The organism is Pseudoalteromonas sp. MMG033 (assembly GCF_057197785.1).
The window spans coordinates 246,496-271,222 of sequence record NZ_JBXVAL010000002.1 but is presented as its reverse complement, the minus strand read 5'-3'; the positions used below and the strand labels follow the sequence as shown (position 1 = coordinate 271,222).

Below are 24,727 nucleotides of genomic sequence, written 5' to 3'. Positions count from 1 at the left end.
TAGATTTGTACCTGTATGGGATAGAAAATGCAAACATCTTGAAGCTCATGCTGCTCAAATAGGTAATGAATTAAATTAGAGTTGTTAATTTTAAGTAGCATTATAGCTAAGTGATTTTTTCAGTAGCTCCGCATTATCGAGTGACTAGGTCAATGTACTTACTTGGTGTTAAGTATTGAGTTTTCTCTAATTTTCTTTTGCAAAAACAGATAAAAAATAGATCAGAGAGAATCATGATGAAACAGAATTTATCTCCATTTAAATTGTCGCAGGTATCGTTTGCAGTGTTAGTCAGCATGTTACCTTTGGGGGCTATGGCAGCAGATGCTGGCGTGCAAGCGGAGCAAGTTGAAGTAATTGAAGTACGAGGCATTCGCGCTTCAACCGAAAAAAGTCTAAATACCAAACGCTTTGCCGATGGCGTGGTTGATTCAATTACCGCTGAAGATATTGGTAAGTTACCTGATGTGACCATTGCTGATTCACTTCAGCGTGTACCAGGTATTCAGATCCGCCGTAGCGCGGGTGAAGGTGCGACGATTAATGTGCGGGGCATGCCTCAAGTCACAACCTTGCTCAATGGCGAGCAATTTTTAAGTGCTGGATCGATTACTAAAGTGCAGCCGGATTTTACCGACATACCATCGAGCTTAGTTGGTGCAATGAATGTGATGAAGTCACCAACCGCCGACACCTTAGCGGGCGGTATATCTGGTACTGTCGATTTGATCACTCGTAAGCCATTCGATCTAGAAGATGGTTTTAGTGGTGCAGCATTGCTTGAAGCATCAACAGGTTCATACTCCGAAGAAACTGACCCTAAATTCATGGTATCAGGTGGCTACAACGGCGATCGTTTTGCCGTGTTAGCGACCGTTTCATATGATGAGGCAAACCTCGCCAATTACCGCTTTGGTACTTTAAATGACAAATGGGCTTACGCGCCATATGAGAATCATGAAAAAGCAGACTGTTGGTATTGTCCGCAGTCAGATATGAATGGGGATGGAGACTCAGATGATGCCGAATTTACCTATGTAAACTACGGTATTATGAACCGTTTTACCGAACGTGAGCGTGTAGGCGCGACAGTCAGTTTTCAAGCGCAATTAAATGATAATTGGACACTTAGTAGTGATGTGTTTTACACCGATATGGACGATGCGGATCGTCAAAAAGGGATTACAGCTGACAATGCATGGAATGGTCATTGGGATTGGCAAGAGCAACACGATCCGATCAATCGCGGAAAGTTAGATAACGGTCATAATTTGCATACAGCGCAAGATATTACGCTTCATTCTCCACGTGTTGTATCACACTCTGAGAGTCATACGAATAAACGAGAATCGACCAACTTTAACTTTGAACTAGAGTACAAAGGAGATGGTAACTTTTCGGGTAAAGCACGGTTTATTACTGCCGAAGCATCGCGCAGCCACACAGAAAATGTCGCGCAAGGCTATATAACCAACGGTCTTGCTCATAGTTTGAGGCGAAATGATGGGACTGGTGCAATTGCGGTAAACCCCAACGGTTATGGTCCAGATCCTGTCCCGATGCGTTTAAATTTTGCTGGAAAACATCCATCGTTACGTGGCCCAGCGCAATTGCAAGGGGAAGCGTTTGGGTCAAATATTGACCGATATTCGATTGTCTCCACATACTCTGAAAATAACTATGATGAAGATGCGAATTTAGACATTTTACGTTTTGATGGCGAGTATCTGTTTGATTTTGGCCATTTAGAAAAAATGACATTTGGTATTCGTGCAAGCCAACGTGATGTTACTCGTGAGCAATATGTATTACTTGCGCCATTTTCTAACCCAGTCGGTGACGAGGTAGTCAATGTCATGTGGAAAGACCAAGGCTTGGCAGCATTTGACACCGATGGCAATGGTGAAATCAACACGGAAAAGGGTGATATCACGATAAGTGCAGATAATCCTTTATACTTTAGTGGTTTACCAAGTGGTTGGGTATCGAAGAGCAGCGACTTTGGCCCTGTGTCTATGGATGAATATTACTTTATAGATCCTCGCCAGCTTGATGATCCTTTTGCGTCCCAAAATGCGTTATACGCGGGCAATATCAAAGGCGGTGCGCCAGGTAGCTCATATACTGTTGAGGAAATGACTCAATCAGTTTATTGGAGCGCCGATCTTTCCAACGATTTTTATCGTGCAAATGTTGGTTTTCAATATATAAAAACTGAGTTGGATATTGTGCAAAATATTGTTGGCGAGTCTATTTGTACTAATTGTCCAGGTGCTGTTGCAACTGATGGTGGTGATATTGTGACAGAGCGCTCGTTCAATGATTTTTTACCAGCGGTGAATGTCGCATTCAACCTCAGAGAGGATCTGATTTTGCGTACATCATGGGGTAAGACCATGACGCGTTTGGATCTTGGTGCAATCGCTGGAGGACTGAGTATTAGTCGTGCTCGCGCAGGGGATGACATTGCTGCCGAAGAAGGCGTTAGCCCAGACTTATTGATTGCCACTGAGGGCAATATGCAGGGTAACCCAGAACTTGAACCATGGCGTGCAGACAATACTGACGTGACATTGGAATGGTATTTCTCTCCAAGTGGCTTAATGAGTGTTGCCTTGTTCAAAATTGATTTAGAGTCCTTTATTGAATCAGCGCAATGGAAAATATCTGCTGAAGATGGCGATGGCGTAACGCGCCGTAATGTGACTGTAAACGGTCAGGTTAATGGTGCAGGTGGCACGATGGAGGGCGCTGAGTTTAGTTATCAGCAAGCCTTCGATTTCTTGCCTGGATTTTGGAGCGGGTTTGGTGCTGCGTTTAACTACACGTATTCAGAAAGTGAGAGTGGTAAAACTGGATTTGGTGGAGAAGCACTACCATTAGAAGATAACTCAAAAGAGTCCGGTAATGCCGTTTTATGGTATGAGCAAGATGGTTTCCAATTTAGATTGGCGGCGAACTACCGCTCTAAGCGCTTGCATACGGTCTCGACACCTGGCGGTATGGGTAATGTGGGCATCTGGACTGAGCCAACAACCTATATTGATATGTCAGCAAGTTATGATATCAATGACTCCCTGACGGTCTACATGTCCGGCAGTAATTTAACGGAAGAGTATGAGTCACAATATGCACAGTGGAAGAATAACCGTATGGCACAAAATATCTACGAGCGTCGCTTTACTTTAGGTGTGCGAGGACGTTGGTAACGATTGATTTCCTTTAATCATTATACTCTATAGGGCCGTGAGGCCCTTTTTTATTGCTTTGTTGAAGCTAGCCATCCAGTTCCACCTTTTTCACTTGCCATTCTTAATTATCGAATACGTCGTGTTGCAAATACAGACTTTGTGAACAGAGCTTAACTGTGACTACGTTATTTATATCGCTTTGATTTCACTTAACCATCTGAATTAAAATGATTTTATTATCATAGCATGGGCGGTTTTTATCCTGTGTCCCATTCGCGCATGTTTCTGTCCTAGTTGCAGAAGTCGCCAACGCATGAATTGTTTACACTCATCTTAAACATAGAGGAGATGCCAAGTGATCAATAATCCAGCGACAAAATATGCCCCAGCGACAATCGTCAAAAACCCGAATCGACGTTGGCCAGATAACCGTTTAACACAACCTCCACGCTGGCTGTCCACGGATCTCAGAGATGGTAATCAGGCATTGGCAACGCCGATGGATCAGGAACGAAAGTTGCACTTTTTTGAGCATTTGGTGCGTTGTGGTTTTAAGGAAATTGAAGTTGCCTTTCCCTCAGCTTCGCAAACAGATTTTGATTTTGTGCGTCACTTGATTGAGTCAAACAAGATTCCAAATGATGTATGGATCCAAGTGATCACTCAATCGCGTGTTGATCTTATTGAAACAACCATGTCGTCATTAGCCGGCGCACCGCGGGCTATCGTGCATTTATATAATGCCACAGCACCGGTGTTTAGAGAGCTGGTATTCAAAAAAAGTAAAGCCCAAACCATTGAGCTGGCAGTTGCGGGTGTGGCAAAAATTAAAGAATTAGCAGAGCAGCAACCTGATACTCAATGGTGCTTGCAATACTCGCCAGAGACATTCTGCTTTACTGAATTGGATTTTGCATTAGAGATATGTGAAGCCGTTAAAGAGGTGTGGCAACCTAGCCAACAACGACCACTTATTCTTAATTTACCGACAACGGTTGAAGTGAATACGCCAAATGTATTTGCCGACCAAATTGAGTTATTTATTAATCAATTTAGCGATTTAAGTCATATCACTATCAGTGTTCACCCACATAACGACAGGGGTACAGGCGTTGCCTCTGCAGAGCTGGCTTTACTTGCTGGTGCACAGCGTGTCGAAGGATGTTTGTTTGGTAATGGAGAACGCACTGGCAATGTTGATTTGGTGACTTTGGCATTGAATTTATATAGTCAAGGAGTTGCGCCGCAGCTTGATTTCTCTGATATCAAAAAGTCAGTAGAGGTGACAGAGTATTGCAATCGCTTACCTGTGCATCCGCGCCACCCTTATGCTGGTGAGTTGGTCTTTACCGCATTTTCTGGTTCACACCAAGATGCCATTAAAAAGGGGTTTGCGCAACGAGAGCAAGATGCCAGCGGATATTGGCAGATCCCATATTTACCGTTAGATCCCAAAGATGTGGGATGCAATTATGAAGAAGTGATACGCGTAAACAGCCAGTCGGGTAAAAGTGGCGCCGCATGGTTATTGGAGCAAAACCATGGCTTGCAATTGCCTAGAACTTTACAAGTTGATTTTAGCCAGCAAGTGAAATCTTACACCGATCGAACCGGAATTGAGATGACTCTCGCAGAAATATGGCAGCTATTTAGAGAGAGCTATGGCGTGGTGTCCACACCTAGATTGGCATTAATTAACTATACCAGCCAGCCGCTTACCACAGGCCAGCAAATAGAAGCCAATGTCTTGTTTGGCGGACAAAAAATTCAACTCAATGGCAGTGGAAACGGGTTATTAAGTGCACTGATAAATGCGGTGCGCACACATTTTAATATCAATATTAATATCAAAAACTATTCTGAACACACTTTAGGTCATAAAACACAAAGTAAAGCAGTCACTTATGTGGAGTGTGAAGCGCCAGATCATACGCAATATTTTGGTGTGGCAATCGATGCAGATACGAGTCGAGCCTCAATTCAAGCAATTTTAAACGCGGTAGCAAACTATCTTATCCACGATAGTCGGTTTGATACCGAACAGCTTAGATTTGTATCTGCTTAAATCACTTAACTAACTAAAACAGCAGGTAAATTATGGAAAGCATACTGGATGTTATCAAACAAGAATGGGAGCAGCCAGAGGGGTTTGATCCAGGTATAGAGCAAATCGTTGTCAATGACACCCTAGATGAAACCAGTAAAAAGGGCATACGTACGCGGTTTGTACGTTTTGCTCCGGGGGCGAAAACACAGGTTAAATTTATACACGATTACCATGAAGAAGTGTACTTAGTGCAAGGAGATCAAATTTTGCTGGATGAGGGTGAATTACAGCCATTGCAAGAATATCAGCAGGGCCACTATTTTACTCGTCCCGCAGGCACCTTTCACGGTCCATTTAGCAGTAACAGCGGTTGCATACTGCTCGAAGTTCATTATTACAACAAATAACAATTAATACATTTACAGATTGAATCAAAAGGAAATGAAATGAGTTACCAAACCCACGCCCAGACCTGGGAACAAAGAGCTACGATCCGAACTAGGCCACGACGGATGATCGAGGATGATGAGTTATCATTTTATCCGCAAGAACGACAGCCGCTATGTTTTGACCCCATCATCGCCAAGTTAGGTGATGAGGTGCGAGATCAAATTTTGCTTCAGAGTTTGTATAAATATATTAATGACATCGTGATTTTTGAAACTGAAATCGTAAATAAAACAGCGCTAGATATTGCCAAAGGCCGATTTCCATTTGAGTTTTCATTTGATGCTAGATATGACGCAATGTCAGTGGTTATTGACGAAGATTATCATGCTTTTGTCGCGATGGACTTTCAAAACCAGCTTGAATTACAAACGGGCATAAAACCCTTTCAAACATTTGATGAAATAGAATTAAGCAGGGCGATCCCTCGCGCAGTTCACTCACTCAGTGATCCCGCGCATAAGGCCGGTATGGAATTGATTGCAGTGGCTATTTCAGAAAATACAGTGACGTCAGATGTGGCAGCGTTTGCCAGTGATAAATCGGTTAAACGATCCATTAAAGGGATCATGGCAGATCATTTAGCTGATGAGGGTCGTCATTCTCGCTTTTGGATTGAGCTAGTGAAGATTTATTGGCAAGAGGTAGACGAAGCGACACGTATAGCGATCGGTGAAGCAATTCCTAAGTTTTTAGTGGAATATCTGACAAATGAAATTCAAAAAGAGTTTGATACGGCATTAATAGCGCAATTGAACTTGCCTCAAGTGGTGCAAAAACGTGTGATGGATAATTTGGTGGGCAGCTATCCTATTACTAGTCAGCATCCAATGATAGCTAATATTCGTCGCTTTTTTAATGCGTCAGGCTTGCTTGAACACGAACCGACACGCATGCAACTTCAACAATATCTCGCAGGTTAATGAGAGGCGAATATGAAATTACTCTCTATTTTGATCCGCAATGATAGCCCCTGTTTTGCAGAGCTTGGACAGCTTGCATATGATTTCGGCCACACTGTATTTTGTGATCTAGACATACCGACTGAGCAGACTTTTTGGCAAATTTTGCAACCGCTAGATAAGCTGGATCTGACTGTTTGTGCGTTACCGGACTCGCCATTGGGCGAAGAGAACACGCTGTATCTCAATGTTGAAAAGTGTGAGCAAGATACAAGTTATTGGTTGAGGTGTATCTGGTTTAAAGAGAATCGTTGGTGGGTATTGAGTGAAGCCGAAGTAGTGGCGAGCCATGCGATTAATGGCGCAGATATATACAGTGAATTGGTTGAACAGTTACAAGACAATTTAACCGTTGCACTTACGCGTGTTGCACAAAGTGAGTTAGATACCCTAGTTGAATGGTCACCAAAAAACTGGCCTGTTAATCAGGATTTAGCGCAAATACGTGCTTGGCATAAAACAAATGAAACCGCATGTATACCGCTTATTGAAACGACGACTTTGTTTGCTGGTTTTAAACAAGCTTGTCAGTGTTATCCCGATAATATTGCAATACGCTTTGACGGTCAGACGATGTCATATGCATTGCTAGAGAGACTGAGTGAGCGAATAGCAAAGCAGCTACATAGGCGTTTATCTTCAGCGTCGTCTCAACCTGTGATAGCCATTGCATTAGATAAATCATTTGAGTTATACGCCAGTATTCTAGCCGTATTAAGACTAGGGGCATGTTATGTGCCTATCGACCCAGACTATCCTCAAGATCGCATCGATAATATTTTAAACAGTGCCTCTGCGGATCTCGTCATTAGTCATCGAGCAGGGTTAGCCGATAACTTCGCTGATATTAACACCTTAATAAATGAAGGTGAGGATGTTGATAGTGAGCTCCCTAAGGTGGCACAAAACCCATCTGCGAACGCTGTGCTTATATACACTTCAGGCTCAACGGGCATGCCAAAAGGCGTGCAGCTAACACATAGTAATATTTTGCACTTTTGTGATTGGTATAGCCGCTACACGCAGCTGGATACACACTCTCGATGCTTGCAGTTTACGACGGTTTCTTTTGATGCATCGCTATTGGATATTTTTCCGACGTTATTGGTAGGCGCATCTCTAGTCGTACCAACTAAAGAAGCACGCCATGACTTTTCGCAATTAGATGAGTTAATTCGCTCAGAGCAGGCAAGCCATTGCTTTATCCCGCCAGCTATGTTGAGCGCATTACCAAATTATGAGTGGCCATCTATGCGCTATATCATTACAGGTGGAGATGTCTGTGATGCTAGAACGATTGCATATTGGTCACCGCGGAGCCAGCTAATTAATATTTATGGCCCCACTGAATGCACGGTATTGGCAACGTATAAAGCTTTTTCGCCAAGCAGTAATAACAAAGTGCTCGGTAAACCGATACAAAATACACAGATTTATGTGGTCAATGAGCAAGGCAACCCTTGTCATACACTAGAGCAAGGCGAAGTCTATTTGGCCGGACCTGGCGTTGGGCCGGGTTATTTCGGCCAGCCAGAGAAAACTGCAGAGTGCTTTTTAGCGCCGAGCGACTGGTCACAAGGTGCCCGGCTATATCGCACCGGTGATATCGCGTATTGGGATGAACAGGGCGAGTTAAACTTTGTTGGTCGTAAAGACAATCAACTCAAAATAAGAGGGTTTAGAGTTGAATTAGGTGAAATTGAGAACACCATTTTGCGCACTGGGCTATATCATCAGTGTGTGGTTTTAGCCGATGATAAAAAGCGCATTCATGCGTTTGTGAGTGAAGCAGAATATGCGGCGGATACCACGTTGTTGCGACATGACTTAGCACTTAGTTTGCCTGATTATATGATGCCTAGTCAGATAATTGAGATAACCACCTTTCCAGCAACCAGCAATGGCAAGGTCGATCGTCAAAAGCTGTTGGCTATGGTCCCAGAAGCCACAGGTGTTCAGCGAGCAGATGAAGCTTTCAGTGAGATTGAGAGTGCGCTTAGGGCAATTTGGGCTCAGGTACTTGAAGTTGATGAGTTAGATGTTGGTCGAGAAATGTCTTTCTTTGAATTAGGCGGTCACTCACTCCTTGTGTCAAAAATGCTTCTGGCGGTGAAAAACCAGTTTCCAGGTAACTTCACCTTGGCACGTTTTATGGAAAACCCAACCATTAGTGCACTTGCGGTATTGTTGAGTGGATCTGATCTGGATAAAGGCGCACAGATCTCAGATCGGATCTACGCGGATATGGTGTTAGATTTTCAGATCCAACCTCTGGATGGGAGCAACCCGAACGCATTTTCCCCTCAAACTGTTTTGCTAACTGGAGCAAATGGCTTTTTGGGGGTCTATATTTTGGAGCAGTTAATTACACAAACTGACGCGACGATTTATTGCTTAGTGCGTGCCACCTCTGTGGAATATGGATGGAAAAAAATACATGATGCGTGGCAAATGTTTGGCATTGAACCGGCAATTTGCCCTACTAGAGTTAAAGTTGTATGTGGCGATTTAGCCAAGCCGCTTTTGGGTATGACCCAGTCTCAGTATGACCAGTTGAGTCAATCGGTTGATGTTATCTATCATAATGGTGCACAAGTAAATCATATCTATGATTACGACTACCTCTACAACGCAAATGTACAGTCGACCATAGAGCTACTTGAAATGGCCTGTCAGCACAAAATTAAGCAGATGGTGTATATTTCAACGCTCTCGGCTGCGAGTAACTTAGATGATGACGGGCGCATTGTCGAAGATGGCCCTGCTGAGCAATTACCTGCGTTTGTCAATAATGGTTACAACCTGACAAAGTGGGTGTCTGAACAGCTTGTATGGCAAGCTTACCAGAGAGGTTTGCCAGTGACCTTAGTACGGCCTGGCAACATTTGCGGTCATTCTGAAACAGGCCGCTGTGTTCCTGATCAAAATCGGATTCTACTGCTGCTTAAGGGCGCCGCGCAATTGGGTATGGCACCAGATTGGTCATTGAATTTCGATCTGTGTCCTGTGGATTTCATTGCCAGAGGCATGGTTGCTGCAACCTTATGTGAAGATAGGCACCAGCCTGTTTTACATTTTCATAATCCCAACCCTCTGACGTGGAAGCAATATGTTGGCCGACTGTCCCACTTTGGCATTCCCATCCGTTTTGTGGGTGACACAGAGTGGCGAGATACATTAATGACGTTGGATGAGAGCAACGCACTATTTCAAGTTGTCTCATTTTATCTTGATGAAAATAATGAAGATATTGGTGATATCTCGCATATTGATAGCGCCGCTACTGCCGCAAGGTTAGCGCAATTTGGGCTAGCTTATCCTGATAAAGATTTGGCACTGGTCGATGCCAATTTGGGTTTTTTAATTGCTAGTCAATTTATTGAATGTCCCAAAGAAGAAGCACAGCCAATTTAAAAAACAATTTAATAATTAAACAAAGGAAACTGTTATGAGTACCCCTTATAAAGAGCAGCGTTCAACGCTTATTTATGTACCTAAAACAAGCACTATTAGTACGTCTGTCGATGTCAAAGCGACACCCGATCAGGCGTGGAAGATTGTTGGTAACTTTGCCGGCTTTGACAAATTTGTCGACGGTCTTGAGCGCATTGAAATGACAGGTGAAGGGATACGCGCTGTTCGCAAAAAGTTTTTTGCTGATGGTCATTTGGTTCTAGAGCAGCTGAATAGCTACGACGAGCAGAAGCATATCATGAGTTGGAGCCTATTATTTACCAATATGGATATCAATAACTTATGGTCTTCTATGCGAGTTGAAGCTTTGCCTGATGGTCAAGCTCGCGTGTTCTGGGATATTGCTGGCGAGCCTGCAAATGAAGACACATTGCAGCCGGACTTTGAAGATTTTATCGCAACATTTGCTACGGCGGCATTGAACAATGCTAAAGGGCTGATCGAGCAAGCAGCTTAAATTTTTGGGGGGGTAATGAATCGCAAGTTCGTTACACCCTGATTTTAGATGTAGCAATTGAAAGGAATAATCATGAAAACAACGAGTCAAACACAGCGCAAAGCATATACGACTATCCCCAATACAGGCACCGTATATAACGATATTGAGATTAATGCACCGGCTAGCACGGCTTGGTCTGTGGTAGGGAATTTTTCAGCATTTGACCGATTTACTGATGGATTAGAGCGGATTGAAATGCTCAGTGATGGCGAGGGAGCCGTTCGCCGAAAATTTTTTGCTTCCGGTGACTTTGTCATTGATCAGCTAACGGAGCGAGATGACGCAAGCATGTCTATGCACTGGAATATCATTTTAACATCGTTAGATATTCGCAATCTATGGGAGCACATTCGAGTCGAGCCTATTTCAGAACAGCGATGTCGTGTGGTGTGGGAAATGGCGGGCGAGCCGAAAGACAGCCAAACTTCGCAGCAGCAATTAGAGGCATTTTTGACTGATTTTGCTAAGGCGGCATTGAAAAATGTGGCGTCTCTATGCGTGTTAGAAACTGAGTCAGCTTAGGAGAAGGCTATGAGCACACTGTGGTTTTTTGTTGCTTTGCTGGTTCCCTGTATTTGGGGTGTTCAGGCTGTCATGCTTAAATTTGGGATCGGCGAGTTTCCCCCTGTATTTATGGTGGCTCTGCGATTTTTATTGATGTTGGTGTGTCTGGCTCCTTTTTTGACAAGACTAAAGGGGCACTTTGGAAAAGCATCGGCAGTGGGCTTAACTCAAGGGGTTGCGCACTTTGCATTGCTGTATATCGGCTTTCAATACGCTGATGTGACTTCAGGGATGATTGTTTATCAAACGAATGCCATTTTTACCTTGATCTTAGGGTCAGTCTTATTAGGTGAAAAAATGACGCGCTTTGGCTTTGTTGGCACTGCGGTTTGCTTGGTTGGCGTCTCTTTGATCCTCGGCTTACCGCAGCAAAATACCAGTGTGTTGGGACTGGTCATTATCGCTTGTTCTGCTTTGATGTTTGCAATCGGTAATATTTGTGTACGTAAGCTGGGGCCTTTTGACCCTGTGGGCTTAAACGCAGCCGTTGCTATGTATGCATTCCCTATGCTTTTAGGGTTATCGTTCCTAATTGAGCAAGGCCAATGGGAGTCGATCACACAAGCCAGTTTACCAGCATGGGGGGCATTGCTTTACACTGCATTTTTGGGTGGCATTTTGGCATTTATTTTGTGGTACAAATTATTGGCAAAATTTAGTGTCGATAAGATTTCTCCATTTAGTTTGCTGATGCCATTTTTTGCCATGATAGGTAGTGTACTCCTATTAGACGAACAAGTGACAGTGGCAAATTGCTTGGGGGCGATTATAACGGTTGCGGGTATTGCGATTATTCAATACGGTGCCAGAGCTTGGTCTTGGTTGCGCCCTGCCAGTGTCGCAGCATAAGTGATATGAGGAATAAATGTATGTCTAGTATGAACAAAGCAGCCAGCATTGAATGCCAAATTTCACGGATCGCGATTGAAACTCAAAGCTGTATTTCGATATATTTGCGCCGTGTCGATGGGCTACCCTTTTTGCAGTTCTCTGCTGGCCAATATGTGACGCTAGAGCTTGTAATACAGGGGCAATTGCTTCGGCGCTGTTACACTATTTCCTCGTCATCGCAAGATAGACGTATGCTCCGATTAACCATTGAGCGGGTCAATCAAGGCCTAGTATCAAATTGGTTGTGCGATCATGCTGCGATAGGGTTGAGACTTGATGTGGGGGAACCTACAGGGCAATTTGTCTTGCCAAGTGAGTCAAAAAAGAAGTTGTTATGGATGGCGGCAGGCAGTGGTGTAACGCCTTTCATAGCAATGTTACATGAGTTGGTTGATACCCAATTATCTTGTGACGTGGTGATGTTGATATCTGTCAAACAACGTCAAGATTTAATTGGCTGTAACGAACTTGAAGCGCTCATTAAGCTTTTACCCAATGTAAAGTTAGTGATGACTTTCACCTCAGAGAATGACATGTCGAGTGGGCAGGCTGGTAGGTGGACAGCAGAGCGCATTGCTGACGTATGTCCTGATCTTCATGCGCGTTTGGCTTATTTGTGTGGTGGTTCGGCTTTTACGACTGATATGCAACGAGCGTTAATATCGTTAGGTGTGGCGCCAAAAAACGTGTTGGTTGAATCCTTTTGTGTGGTGAATACCCACAACATAACAGAAGCTGAGTCGACATCAATGCACGTTCAGTTGATACCACATGATGTGCGATGGAAAACAGATGGCACGCAAACACTGTTGGCGTTATCTGAGTCACAAGGCGTCGAAATTCCATCAGTATGTCGCAGTGGTTTGTGTGGCGCATGCAGTGTGACGGTTAAAGGCCCCTGTTATTCTGAAGGAAGAGAAGCGCTAGATGACGCCAGCTTTGACGCCGGCGTACGTTTAGCTTGTATGACGTTCCCGCGAGGGGACTGCGTTGTTGAGCTAAATTAAGCGATTGTTTGTGGCTGCGCTATAAAGTCAACCGGCGCTAATCCGACACGACGCTTAAACATGGCACTAAAAGCGCCAGGACTATCATATCCGACTGCCAGTGCTGTATCGATCACATTGTGGCCTTGGGCCAGCAGCTCCATACTGCGCATAAGGCGCTTTCGTCGCAGCCATTCGCCAAAACTTAGGCCTGTGGCTTGATGGAAGCGCCTTGATACTGTGCGATCTGAGACGCAAAGCATGTAAGCTGCATCGGTTAATGACCACGGGTGTTCCAAGCGCGCGGTGATTTTTTCACATAGTTTTAAAAGTGCTTCATCTTCAGGTAGCGGGACATTGAAATCATGTAGTGATAAGCCGCGTAGTTCATCCAAAACAAGTTCTAGAATGCGCTCTTCTCTTCCTCCCCTTGGGCAAGGAGTGGGAATATCAACGGCGCTATTAATTAATGCTTTAAGCAATTCCGGAACTTGGAAAATGCCGCAGTCGCTAGGCAGATCTGCTCTGGCAAACGGGTCTAAAAACAAGGTTCTTACCTCTACTTTACCATGTGCTTTGATGCTATGAGGTACGTTAGCAGGGATCCATAGTGCTCTATCTGGTGGAATGATCCATCGTCCTTGGGGGGTTGTGACTCTCAAAACGCCAGTCAGCGTATGCAAAAGTTGTACGCTAGTATGAGCATGTTGAGGTTCATTAATGCCGTGTGCATATGAATAAGCAAATGCGATGACGGGAGCAGTTAACTGTTCAGTTTGAAAATACATCGATCCTCCTTGTGAATTATGCCAATGTTGTCTTCAATAAAACTGTTTTAGAGTAAATACTTTACCTGTGTTATTACTAAAATCAGCTTGAATACTTTATGCATAGATCGCGTGTACCTGAAAAGCAATACAAATAATAAAGAATAAACAAGTCAAAAAATAACGAAATTAGATTTATTTTTGTATTTATAATCTGTTTTATCTTTTTTATTGGATGTTTTATTTTTATTTCGCTGAAGAGTAACTTTTCACACATTAGTGTATTGGTGATTAAATAGTCAATCCAAATAGAATAAAAACTTCTCGATATGAAGATAACTCATAATTATGTGTATTAAATGTATCAAAGTGTTATTTGTATTGTTGTACCTTATTTTATGTAGTATGTTTCTTTTCCATGGACGCATGTCCATAAAAAAAATGGGTAATTATTAAAAAAATAATGAAAAGGCTGACTCAGCCTAAACTTTTATAGTCAAAGGAATAATGATGTTAGAAGAACAAATCGAGCCCTGCTTAGCAGAGGATTTTTCATTTTCGAAAGAAGAATTAGAACAGTTTCGTAGACAAGGTTTTGCAGGTCCATTCACCGCATACACGCCAGAAGAAATGACTGAAAAATTCAAAAAGCTTCGCCCGAAGCTAGTGGATAGTCGAAAGTCAATTTACCGTGGAGATGACGGTATCTCAGGTAGTACCAATATATCCAATTATGATCGTCACCTCGATATTGACTTCCTTGCAGAGCACATCTGTAAGCGTGAAATTGTTGACCGTGTTGCAAGCATTTTAGGTCGAGACTTACTGTGCTGGAGAACTGAATTTTTCCCTAAATACCCGGGTGATGAAGGTACTGATTGGCACCAAGCAGGTACATTTGCCAATGTTGCTGCGTCGAAAAAGCCACAGATTGAATGGCCTGAAGGCTCTGAGCACTCAGGTACAATTACAGTTTGGACTGCGTTTACTGAGTCTACAATTGAAAATGGTTGCCTGCAGATCATGCCAGGAACGCATAAAACCATGAATTATGACGAAACCAAAGAGCTCACTTATGATGAGTCCCAGATCAATTCAGTGGAAAAAGATGGCATAAAACGCGGCTTTTTTGGATATGACTATCGTCAACTGCAAAAAGATCCGAACTGGAAACCTGATGAATCTCAAGCGGTTCCATTAGTTATGAAGCCTGGCCAATTTGTTATCTTTTGGTCAACCCTCATGCACGCTTCTTACCCTCATTCGGGTGAAAAAAATATGCGTTTAGGTTATGCCGCGCGTTATGTACCGACAGATGTAAAAGTATATCCGTATTCGCAAAGCTTGGATGAGTTTGGTGCGAATGCCAGCCTTGATAACCATGGTTCAGTACTTGTCTCTGGTACTGATTCAATAGGCCATAATGCACTGATTGAAAAAACGTTTAATAACACGCCGTTTAACCGCCGTGAGTGGTAATGCAATTAAGGAAAGATGATGAAAGACATTGAACAAACAGTATTGGTGTTGTGCCAAGAAATATTGAACTTACAATCGGTTTCTTTACAAGATGACTTTTTTGACATCGGTGGTGATTCATTGAGTGCGATTAAGTTATTATCTCGCACCGATGCTCTTTATGGCGAAGACGCGCTGACTGCAGATGCATTATTTGAGGATGGCCGTTTGGGCGCGGTTGCTGAGTTTATTTCCCAAAACCAAACAGCAACTGCGTAACGGATGACACTGCAGATAAATACAAAAGCTGAGCATGCTGATGCGTATTGGTTACGTGCCAATACAAAGACAAAAAATGTAAAGCTGCGATTAATCTGCTTTCCCTATGCTGGTGGAGGGGCGCGGATGTTCCTCCCTTGGCAAACAGAGTTGGGTGAAAGTATCGAGGTGCTGGCCTATAAATTGGCCGGCAGAGAGTCACGATTAAGATCTGCTCTATACACTGATTGGTCGACATTATTGGGTGAGTTAATAGATGCGATTGGTATGCTCGAACAAGACTATGGCGAATGTCCGTATGTTATTTTTGGTCATAGTTTTGGTGCTCGCATTGCATTTGAGTTAACACGCAAGTTAGAAGCGTTACAAAAACCGTTACCTCTACAGCTATTTTTGTCGGCATGCAGAGCACCGAGTGAGCCGTGTATTTTGCCATATATGTATAACTTGGACAGCAGTGCCTTTTATGCGCGAGTCGAAAAGATGGGCGGTACTCCCGCTCATATTCTCCAAGATAAAAGGCTAATGCGTATGCTTGAGCCGATTTTGAGATCAGACATGGCCTTGTCCGAGTTATGGCCCGATAGTGAGCCGACACCTGTCAATGTCAAAATAACGGCTTTGAGTGGTGTGCACGACAAAATAGACCCGCCTATGGTCATGCAAGCTTGGCAAAACTATACCCACAATAACTTTGAGTTAATCTGCTTTGAGGGAGAGCACTTCTTTTTGCACTCACACAAAAATCAACTGCTTAGACAGATTGAAAATGAGTGCAAGCAACTGATGGAATAACTGGGGTAAGGATAATGACAGTCAATAAACAGGCTGAAGCATCGGTGTTGTTGGCACAAGTGAATGATACCTATGTTGAATTTGACCGCCAAATGAGCATCGCCCAAGCATTTACCAAACAAGCCAAACGGACACCAAATGTGATTGCACTTGAATGGCGTGATGTGAAAGTGACCTACGGCGAACTTGAAAGGCAAGCTAATCAGCTGGCGAATGTACTCAAAATGCGCGGTCATGAGCAAGATACGAGTATTGCATTTAGTTTGAATAAAAGCCCACGTATGGTGGTTGCGATGTTGGCAATCTTAAAGCTGGGTTCAGCATATTTGCCGTTGGACACAAATTTACCTATTAAACGCCAGCAGTCCATGATTTATCAAAGTCGCACACGACTGGTGCTGTGTGAGAGCAGTAAAGTGGAAGCTTTACCTCTGCCAGTTCACTTTATCAATTTAGAAGATATTGACGCTGAATGTCAGTTTGCAGATGCAAGTGAGCCTGATGTTACACACCGAGATATGGCGTACATTAACTTCACTTCAGGCTCTACGGGTGAGCCAAAAGGAGTTGCTGTTGCGCATATTGGTGTGTTGCGGTTAGTCAGTGATGTTGATTATGTTGAGCTCAATGAGCAAACGCGGGTGCTGCATTTGGCGACGGTCAGCTTTGATGCGGCGACTTTTGAGATCTGGGGACCACTGCTAAACGGCGGGTGCTGTGTGATATTCCCAAACGCGCTGCCAACAATTGCTAATTTAGGTAGATGTATTAGTGCGCATCAGGTGAATACATTGTTTATTACGACGGCCTTATTTAACACAGTAATAGCGGAAAAACCTGAGATATTTGAACCTCTGCATACCATTCTTACTGGGGGAGAAGCACACAATTTAGTGCATATGCGCAAGGCCTTGGTGGTGCTGCCCAATACAAATATCAGCAATATATATGGGCCCACGGAATGCACGACCTTTGCAACGGCTTGTCGGCTTACTTTACCGCTGGATGTGATGCCAATAGGTAAACCAATAGCGAATACCCGTGTGTATGTTTTAGATGATAAGTTGCAATGTGTGGCACAAGGACAAGAAGGGGAGCTATACATTGCGGGCGATGGTGTAGCACTGGGCTACATAGGTCAATTTGAACTGACTCGGGCACGCTTTGTTGATCAAGTTGAAACCCCTTTAGGGGGGGAGCGTCTTTATCGCACTGGCGATCGTGTAAAAATGCTAGCAAGTGGTGATTTAGAATTTGTAGGCCGAACGGATGATCAGGTTAAGGTCAAAGGCTTTAGGATAGAGCTGGCGGAAATTAAAACAGAGCTAGAGAGCTTAGACACTGTGATGAGTGCGCATGTTTTAGCGAGTGCGGTTGATGGCAATGAAAAACGCTTAATCGCGTTTTTATTACTCAATAAGCCTATCGACAGTGGCGAGTTAAATAAGGCATTAAAGCAGCGGTTACCACATTACATGATACCGTCTCAATATGTGGTTCTAACGGATATGCCATTAAATAAAAACGGCAAAGTGGACAAAGTTGCTTTGCTTTCAAAATATCGTGATACAACTAAATAATAAGGAAAGACAATGAATTTAAGCAAAAGTGCGCAACGCGTTCAAGATGCCATAGTCGCTGCGGGTTGTGAGTTTTCTGTGGTTGAATTACCGGGCAGTACGCGCACAGCAGAGGACTCGGCAAACACGATAGGGTGTGAACTAGGGCAAATAGTGAAGTCGCTTATTTTTAAAGGCAAAGAGAGTGGTAAGCCAATTTTACTACTGGTTAGCGGAAAAAACCGAGTGAAAGAAAAGCTAGTGGCAAAGCATTTAGGTGAAAAATTAAGTAAAGCGGATGCAGATTTTACACGTGAAGTAACAGGGTTTGCGATTGGCGGCATTCCGCCTTTAGGTCATCTGGAGACGCCGATTATTTTTATTGATGAAGATTTGCTTGAATACGAGACCGTATGGGCTGCTGCGGGTACGCCTCATGCAGTTTTTTCACTACCAGCAAATAAATTAACTGAGCTGACAAATGGGCAAGTTGTGCAGGTGAAATAGTATGTCTGATGGCATTTATTTCAACCAATCTCATAAAAATTTCCGCACAGAAGTGCGGAAATTTTTGCACCAATATGCAGTGCCCAACATTGAGCGCTGGGAGTCAGAGCGCAAGGTCGATAGAGCCTTTTGGCAAGCACTTGGCCAAACTGGGTGGCTCGGTATTGCGATGGACTCGACAAGTCAGTCCCAAGAATCTAGTTGGGATATCTTTCATGGGATGATATTTCTTGAGGAGCTTGGTCGACTGGGCAGTGCAGGCCTTAGAACTGCAATTGCTGTGCACAGTCATATGACGTTGCCCTATTTGACAAAACTGGCAGATATTCATACCCGAGAAGTGTATCTTCACAGCGCTATTCGAGGGGAAAAAGTGGCGGCTTTAGCGTTGACAGAGCCTGATGCAGGCACAGATCTCAATGCGTTAAAATTAAGTGCCCAAGCGCAAACAGAAGGCTTTGTGTTGAACGGGCACAAGCAATTTGTTGCCAATGGCACTGAATGTGATTTTTTTGTGGTGTTAGCGAGAACGTCTGAAGCAACTCAAAGTCGCTTTGGCGCAACGGGCCTTTCCTTGTTTGTTGTTGATGCGCATGCACCTGGTGTGCATCGAACCCCTTTAAACTGTTTGGGCTGGCACAGTGCGGATGTAGCCGAGTTGAAGCTAGAGCAGGTATTTGTGCCCAAGTCGCATGTGATTGGCAAAGTTGGGCAAGGGTTTCAATTGATAGTCAAAGGCATGCAGCTGGAAAGACTGAGCGCTGGTGTGATGGCCTTAGCGGCAAACCGCTACTGCCTTGAGCAAACTTGGCACCATTTAAAATCCCGGCAACTTGGCGGGACTTCGGTGAGCAAATATCAAGTGGTCAGGCATGCTATGGCACGATTGAGTACTCAGCAGGCATCAATTGAGCAACTGGCATATCACTGTGCATGGTCTTTCGAGCAGGGTAAAATGCCGATGAAAGAAATTGCAATGCTGAAAGTGGCCGCGACGGAGCTACATCAAGAAATTGTGACGCAATGTGCACAATTTCATGGTGCGCAAGGGTATGTAGACTCACATATTTTTGCGCGCTTTGTACGCGATAGTCATGTTGTAAAAATCGCCGCAGGTGCCAATGAGGCTATGAACGACCTAATAGCGCAAGCACTGGAAAACAATCCAGATATGGATCTATAGCCCTTATCTGGGGCTATATCATTTTTCATTATCATGTCGTTAGTCTGGAAACGGATTATTTTATTCTATTGGTCTTTCTTAAAGTAAGTTTAAATTAAATCAACTTCCTATTTCTCAGTGGCTTGGTACCTAGTTTAACTGGCACAGGTTGTAATTTCAGCCGCTATACTAGTAAAGATGACTAAATCATTATTGAAATCAAACCTTTTACCCATAGCCGGTCAGAGTAGACTGAATTGTTCCTTAATTAGGTTCTTTATGAATAAATTATCACTCTTTTCTTGGTGAGCTTGAATTGTATTGATAAAGGTTTGAAAAGTGCCGCAACATGCGTCTATTTGGCGGCAAACTAACCTTATTTGACGAGTTAAGGTGATGGCGGATTCCCCTTGGATCATTTGTCTGCCAACGAACAGATCCTATTTTTGCCATCACCTTTTTATTAAATAAGGTACACTTAATGAATAAGAATTTGCCAGCAGTTTTCGTGATTCTTGCGACGTTCTTTACGATCTCTTTTATCACCAATATTCTTGGACCCATCTTTCCTGAATTGATTAAAAGCTTTGATATCGGCATAGCGCTGGCAGGGTTTTTTCCATTTGCTTTTTTTGCTGCGTATGGTGTGATGTCGATCCCTGCTGGGTTATTAGCGCAGCGCCTCAGTGAAAAGTTTGTAATGACATTGGCTTTTGCACTTGCAGCCACAGGCTCATTATTATTTGCACTCTTACCTAGTTTCGTGTTTGCGATGGTCGCCTTGTTTTTAATCGGCAGTGCCATGGCGTTTTTGCAAGTGGCCATTAATCCGCTGCTAAGAAAAGCTGGCGGGAGTGAGCATTTCGCAGTGTTATCTATTGTTGCTCAGTTACTATTTGGGGCTGGTGCGACCTTATCCCCTATTGTCTACGTTAATTTAGCAGATATGTCGCAGCAGTCTGGAAATGTGTTAAATACACTGGTACCAGCGCAAATGAGTTGGTTAAGTATGTACTGGTTGTTTGCTGCGGTGTGTATTGTCATGATGATTTGGGGGGCTGTGACGCGTTTTGAGGGTGGCAATGATGAAGAAGAAAAGTCGCAAGCTTACACATTAAAAGAGAGTTTGGCACTGTTCAAAAGTAAAGTGGTGATTAAGTTTTTCTTTGCGATTGCCGCTTATGTTGCTCTTGAGCAAGGGATCGCAAATACTATATCTCTCTTTTTAGAGCAGATCCATGGGTTGGATGCAAAGCAAGTCGGTGCCGGTATTGTCAGTGAATTTTGGCTGATGTTGACTGTGGGCTGTGCGGCTGGTTTGATTTTAATGAAGCTGTTTGATGTGCGCAAAGTACTTGCGTGGTTTTGCATCGGAGCGGGTATCAGTTTGGTCGCTGCTATATTTGGCTCTGTAGAGATTGCATTATTGGCATTCCCTGTTGCGGGCTTCTTTTTATCGATAATGTGGTCAGCGATTTTTTCGCTCGCGCTCAATTCATTTTCTCATGGGCATGGTGCCATCGCGGGTATTTTGTGCACAGGTATTGTGGGGGGGGCAGTTATCTCGCCCTTGATTGGTGCTTTGGCACAAGTATCAGGATCGTTGCAGTTGTCTCTTTTGCTGTTATTTGTCCCATTGGGCTATATGCTGCATGTGGCCTACACGTCAAAACCTATTGTCAATAATCACACAATTAAATTATTCGCGAAAAGATCACCAGAGCAGGAAGCATAGAGATGTCAGGGATGGTTGTATGTATTGATTTAGGGGGCACTAAAGCTTTGTGCGGCCTTGCTAAGCAAGGTCGAATTGCTCAAGTGAAACGTTACCCTGTGCCTGCATCTGGCACAAAACAAGCAGTAACAGATTATGTCATTGAATTAGTCAAAAAAACGATAACGGATGAATGTGTTGGTATCGCTATTGGGATTCCAGGGGTCGTGAACAGTGACACAGGTGAAGTGTTTGAAGTCACAAATATTCCTGCGTGGCGTGATGTTCAATTGTCAGAAATATTGAGTCGGCGTTTTAATGTGCCTGTACTGGTTCACAACGACGTGAATTGCTTTACGTACGGTGAATACCGCTACGGTGAGCATGGTAGGGTAAATCTCCCCTGTAAAAACATATTAGGTGTTTGCTTGGGGACAGGGCTCGGTGCAGGTGTGGTGATAGATGAGCAGCTTTATACTGGTCGATATGGCTTGGCTGGTGAGTTTGGCAGCGCACCTTATCTGGATAAAACCATAGAAGATTATTGTAGTGGCCAATTTTTTAAACAGCGCGGTACCGATGGGGAGTTAGAGTATTTATCAGCAAAAGCCGGTAATACGGCTTCGCTTAAGCTATTTGAGCAACTGGGCACACATTTAGGGATAGCCTTTGCCCATATGCAGCTTGCTTATGATCCGGATGTCATCGTTATGGGAGGCTCTGTGACACAGTCTTATGATTTATTTGGTGAATCCATGCTGTCTACATTTACTCAATATGAGCAGTGCAAGCAGCTGAATATTCGTATTAGCCAATTGCCATATGCGCCCTTGCTTGGCGCTTTTGCACTGTTTGAGCAAAAGTATTGTGTTGCGACGTCGCTGTTTGAACACGCTTGAATATCAACTAAAAAGGTATGGCATGTCGAATAGACAGCCATACCTAGGTCAAAGGAAGGGAAATTAATCGACGGTAGTTATCACAGTGTCTATCAAGTGCACAACACCATTAGCTGTATAAATGTCTTTTTGTATCACATTGCTGCCTTCGATTTGCAGACCTGACGTGGGTAGCATGACGTGTGACCAATTGTCTATGCTACTGCCCATCATATCTCCTGCTGCAGTATCCGCGGCGTATAAATATAAAGGACGCCCTAAATACGCAACCTGCATCATGTTGTCTTGACGAGCGATTAAAGACAGTCCTGGAATATTTTCAATTTGCGCTTGCGTTGCAATCACCGGCGGCCAAGCTGTTGCACATGCATCGTTACACTGGCTTTGTGCAAAAGTGAGATCATTGTCAAATGTGTAGAGTGTAAAGCCTGCTTTTTCACTGCCATTACCAGCGACCAGTATTTGCTTGCTCGAATCGTATGCGACTGCGTCGTTTTCGCCGTTGTTGGTTCCTGCAAAATCAACAACGCGAATATCTAGCATATTTGCAGCAAGTGTTTCCACTTTTTTGCCGTTGAGCTTGAGCGCTGTCATAGCAGGCGCTTCTAAGTTCAACACATGCTGTGTCAGCACTTTTGTTAACCCAGCGGTGTTGGCTAGCAATGCATTGAGTGTGTCAGCTGGGATCTTTTGAAATGCACGATTAGTCGGCGCAAACACTGTAAATGTCGCTTCTTTGTTTGATAACGTGTCCACAAGGTTCGCTGCAGTTAAAGCTTGCACGAGCGTAGAGAGAGCGTCAGTTTCGACTGCGACTTCTGCGATGGTTTTTTCAGAAGCAACTTTATCCGCAGGCGGCATGATCACTTTATCAAGCACGTGGATAACCCCGTTGTCGGCTTGCACATTTGCAGTTCTAATGACCGCATCATCAATGAATAATTTGCTATCTACGGTGCTTAATGCAGCCATATCACTGTTAGCCATTGTGACCATATTAGACTCTGACGAAGCGATAGCAGATGCCGCATCTGACATAACGCTTTGCCCAGATACAACATGGTATAACAGAATGTCTTTCAACATTTCTGTGTTAGCTCCAAGCGCATCTAAGGTTTCCTGTCCGAGTGCCGCGAACGCAGCATCGGTCGGTGCAAATACGGTGAACTTAACGGTTGGATCTGACAACACTTGGTCAAGTTCTGTTGCGCCAAGTAAGCTGACTAACGTATTAAAAGAGCCCGCAGCAGTGGCAACTTCGGGGATCAATCCCAGTGACTCAGGTACCGCCACATTACCGACCACGACGGCATCGAGCACGTGGATAATGCCGTTAGAAGCTGAAATATCCGTTTGAGTGACCGTAATGCCTGCAAATTTCAACATGTCTGATGCTGCGTCAATGGACACACTTTGTTGATTATTTAACAAGGTCGTTGCGTCTTTACCGTTGAGTGACATCGCAGTGACGGAGTCGACACTGCCTGCAACAATGTGTTGCTTGAGGATGTCGCCTAGTACCTCGGGATTAGCCAACAAGGTATTAATTGTTTTTGTGCCAAGTGCTGCAAATGCGGCATCTGTTGGGGCAAAAACAGTTAGCGGATCAGAGCCTGTGAGGGCACTTGTCAAACCTGCCGTTTCTACTGCCTTCAATAGCGTCGTGAAGTTTCCCGCAGCAGTTGCGACTTCAGCAATATTTTGGGTGGATGTTGTGCCAGCTGGCGGCATTAATACCGCATCAATGACATGAATAATACCGTTGTCAGTTTGGATATCTGTTTGAGTAACAGTCGCGGTGTTAATCAGTAGGTTTTCACCTGACAGAGATAAGGCTAATTTGGCGCCATTGACGGTTGCTGTTGTTTGCCCTGCTAACCCCAGTGCAGTCTCGGCGTTAACTTCTGAGGCGAGTACGTGATATGTCAAAATACTACTGAGTTTGTCGGTGTCGGCAAGCAAGCCGTTTATCGTTTCTGTGCCGAGTAGCTCAAATGCTGCGTCAGTAGGTGCAAACACTGTAAATTTGTTGTTTGTGTCATCAAGTGTTGCATTTAGACCCGTTGCGTCGAGTGCTGCGACCAAGGTAGTGAATGAGCCAGCTGCTTTTGCTGCATCATAAACTGAGTTTTCAGGTTGGTGAGGTTGAGTAATTACGACCGGGTCGTCATCATCAGAACAGGCGGACAGTACGCCCACCATGGCAACAAGTGCCAGTTTTGCAAGTACTTTCACGATCATCTCCATTGGAGTGGTTAATTTTCCGGCAATACGCGACTGGCACGCCAGTAGATCAAGAAAAAGTTTTACGGGAGCTGTCTTTTTTTTCTGTGAAGTACTGACTTTACGTTCATCAACTTGTGTATAGTTTGGCTAAGTTAATGCTTTAAAAGGTTAAATTTTTACCATTTATTGAGTTTTAAATAGTAGAAATAACATGCAAAAAAAATACATATTTTTTTTAAAAAAAAGTCAACTTAGACAGGTTAAGAGATCGTTTTAGTGAAAAATGACCTAGGTGTATTG

19 protein-coding genes are annotated in these 24,727 nt (G+C 43.8%); 17 read left to right on the top strand and 2 right to left on the bottom strand.

Translation table 11 applies throughout. From position 1 onward, the window contains the following. Positions 1-233: 233 nt before the first annotated feature. From AC2CZC_RS22500 to AC2CZC_RS22460, 9 genes are all read left to right on the top strand, one after another. Positions 234-3,209 carry a TonB-dependent receptor gene (locus AC2CZC_RS22500; RefSeq protein ID WP_484585511.1) on the top strand — a complete coding sequence of 992 codons (2,976 nt, stop codon included), beginning with the start codon at positions 234-236 and terminating at the stop codon, positions 3,207-3,209. Positions 3,210-3,546: 337 nt separating this feature from the next. Next, positions 3,547-5,256 (top strand): 2-isopropylmalate synthase, encoded by a 1,710-nt coding sequence (gene leuA, locus AC2CZC_RS22495; protein WP_484585510.1) that lies wholly within the window; start codon positions 3,547-3,549, stop codon positions 5,254-5,256. Between the two features lie 32 nt (positions 5,257-5,288). Then, positions 5,289-5,645 (top strand): cupin domain-containing protein, encoded by a 357-nt coding sequence (locus AC2CZC_RS22490; RefSeq protein WP_484585509.1) that lies wholly within the window; start codon positions 5,289-5,291, stop codon positions 5,643-5,645. A gap of 39 nt (positions 5,646-5,684) precedes the next feature. Further along, complete coding sequence (locus tag AC2CZC_RS22485; RefSeq protein ID WP_484585508.1) at positions 5,685-6,608, top strand: diiron oxygenase; 924 nt, start codon at positions 5,685-5,687, stop codon at positions 6,606-6,608. Between the two features lie 12 nt (positions 6,609-6,620). Continuing rightward, positions 6,621-10,061 (top strand): amino acid adenylation domain-containing protein, encoded by a 3,441-nt coding sequence (locus AC2CZC_RS22480; protein WP_484585507.1) that lies wholly within the window; start codon positions 6,621-6,623, stop codon positions 10,059-10,061. Positions 10,062-10,095: 34 nt separating this feature from the next. Next, on the top strand, positions 10,096-10,578 hold the full coding sequence (locus tag AC2CZC_RS22475) for an SRPBCC family protein (protein WP_484585506.1): 483 nt from the start codon (positions 10,096-10,098) through the stop codon (positions 10,576-10,578). A 72-nt stretch (positions 10,579-10,650) separates the two neighbouring features. Continuing rightward, positions 10,651-11,142: an SRPBCC family protein gene (locus tag AC2CZC_RS22470; RefSeq protein ID WP_484585505.1), complete on the top strand. Its 492-nt coding sequence runs from the start codon at positions 10,651-10,653 to the stop codon at positions 11,140-11,142. A gap of 9 nt (positions 11,143-11,151) precedes the next feature. Further along, positions 11,152-12,033 (top strand): DMT family transporter, encoded by an 882-nt coding sequence (locus AC2CZC_RS22465; RefSeq protein ID WP_484585504.1) that lies wholly within the window; start codon positions 11,152-11,154, stop codon positions 12,031-12,033. Positions 12,034-12,053: 20 nt separating this feature from the next. Further along, the gene (locus AC2CZC_RS22460; RefSeq protein ID WP_484585503.1) at positions 12,054-13,082 is read left to right on the top strand and encodes a 2Fe-2S iron-sulfur cluster-binding protein; all 1,029 of its coding nucleotides are present in this window, start codon (positions 12,054-12,056) and stop codon (positions 13,080-13,082) included. Here AC2CZC_RS22460 and AC2CZC_RS22455 read toward each other — a convergent pair. Next, positions 13,079-13,849: an AraC family transcriptional regulator gene (locus AC2CZC_RS22455; protein ID WP_484585502.1), complete on the bottom strand. Its 771-nt coding sequence runs from the start codon at positions 13,847-13,849 to the stop codon at positions 13,079-13,081. The two genes, AC2CZC_RS22460 and AC2CZC_RS22455, sit on opposite strands and share 4 nt — an antisense overlap. A 486-nt stretch (positions 13,850-14,335) precedes the next feature. On the opposite strand from AC2CZC_RS22455, the gene AC2CZC_RS22450 reads away from it, so the two are divergent. The 8 genes from AC2CZC_RS22450 (at position 14,336) to AC2CZC_RS22415 (ending at position 22,201) form a co-directional block, all read left to right on the top strand. After that, positions 14,336-15,307 carry a chlorinating enzyme gene (locus AC2CZC_RS22450; protein WP_484585501.1) on the top strand — a complete coding sequence of 324 codons (972 nt, stop codon included), beginning with the start codon at positions 14,336-14,338 and terminating at the stop codon, positions 15,305-15,307. Between the two features lie 15 nt (positions 15,308-15,322). Then, positions 15,323-15,565, top strand: coding sequence for a phosphopantetheine-binding protein (locus tag AC2CZC_RS22445; RefSeq protein ID WP_484585500.1), 243 nt, complete (start codon positions 15,323-15,325; stop codon positions 15,563-15,565). A gap of 3 nt (positions 15,566-15,568) precedes the next feature. After that, positions 15,569-16,360 (top strand): thioesterase II family protein, encoded by a 792-nt coding sequence (locus AC2CZC_RS22440; RefSeq protein WP_484585499.1) that lies wholly within the window; start codon positions 15,569-15,571, stop codon positions 16,358-16,360. Positions 16,361-16,374: 14 nt separating this feature from the next. Next, entirely contained in the window at positions 16,375-17,940 is a 1,566-nt protein-coding gene (locus AC2CZC_RS22435) for an amino acid adenylation domain-containing protein (protein WP_484585498.1), read from the top strand. Positions 17,941-17,952: 12 nt separating this feature from the next. Further along, a complete protein-coding gene (locus tag AC2CZC_RS22430; protein ID WP_484585497.1) occupies positions 17,953-18,426 on the top strand; it encodes a YbaK/EbsC family protein in 474 nt (157 codons plus the stop codon). Between the two features lies 1 nt (position 18,427). Beyond that, positions 18,428-19,609: an acyl-CoA dehydrogenase family protein gene (locus tag AC2CZC_RS22425; protein ID WP_484585496.1), complete on the top strand. Its 1,182-nt coding sequence runs from the start codon at positions 18,428-18,430 to the stop codon at positions 19,607-19,609. Positions 19,610-20,069: 460 nt separating this feature from the next. Next, the gene (locus AC2CZC_RS22420) at positions 20,070-21,323 is read left to right on the top strand and encodes an MFS transporter (protein ID WP_484585495.1); all 1,254 of its coding nucleotides are present in this window, start codon (positions 20,070-20,072) and stop codon (positions 21,321-21,323) included. Positions 21,324-21,325: 2 nt separating this feature from the next. Beyond that, positions 21,326-22,201 (top strand): ROK family protein, encoded by an 876-nt coding sequence (locus tag AC2CZC_RS22415; protein ID WP_484585494.1) that lies wholly within the window; start codon positions 21,326-21,328, stop codon positions 22,199-22,201. Positions 22,202-22,264: 63 nt separating this feature from the next. Here AC2CZC_RS22415 and AC2CZC_RS22410 read toward each other — a convergent pair whose 3' ends face one another. After that, a complete protein-coding gene (locus AC2CZC_RS22410; RefSeq protein ID WP_484585785.1) occupies positions 22,265-24,442 on the bottom strand; it encodes a fasciclin domain-containing protein in 2,178 nt (725 codons plus the stop codon). Between the last annotated feature and the right edge of the window lie 285 nt (positions 24,443-24,727).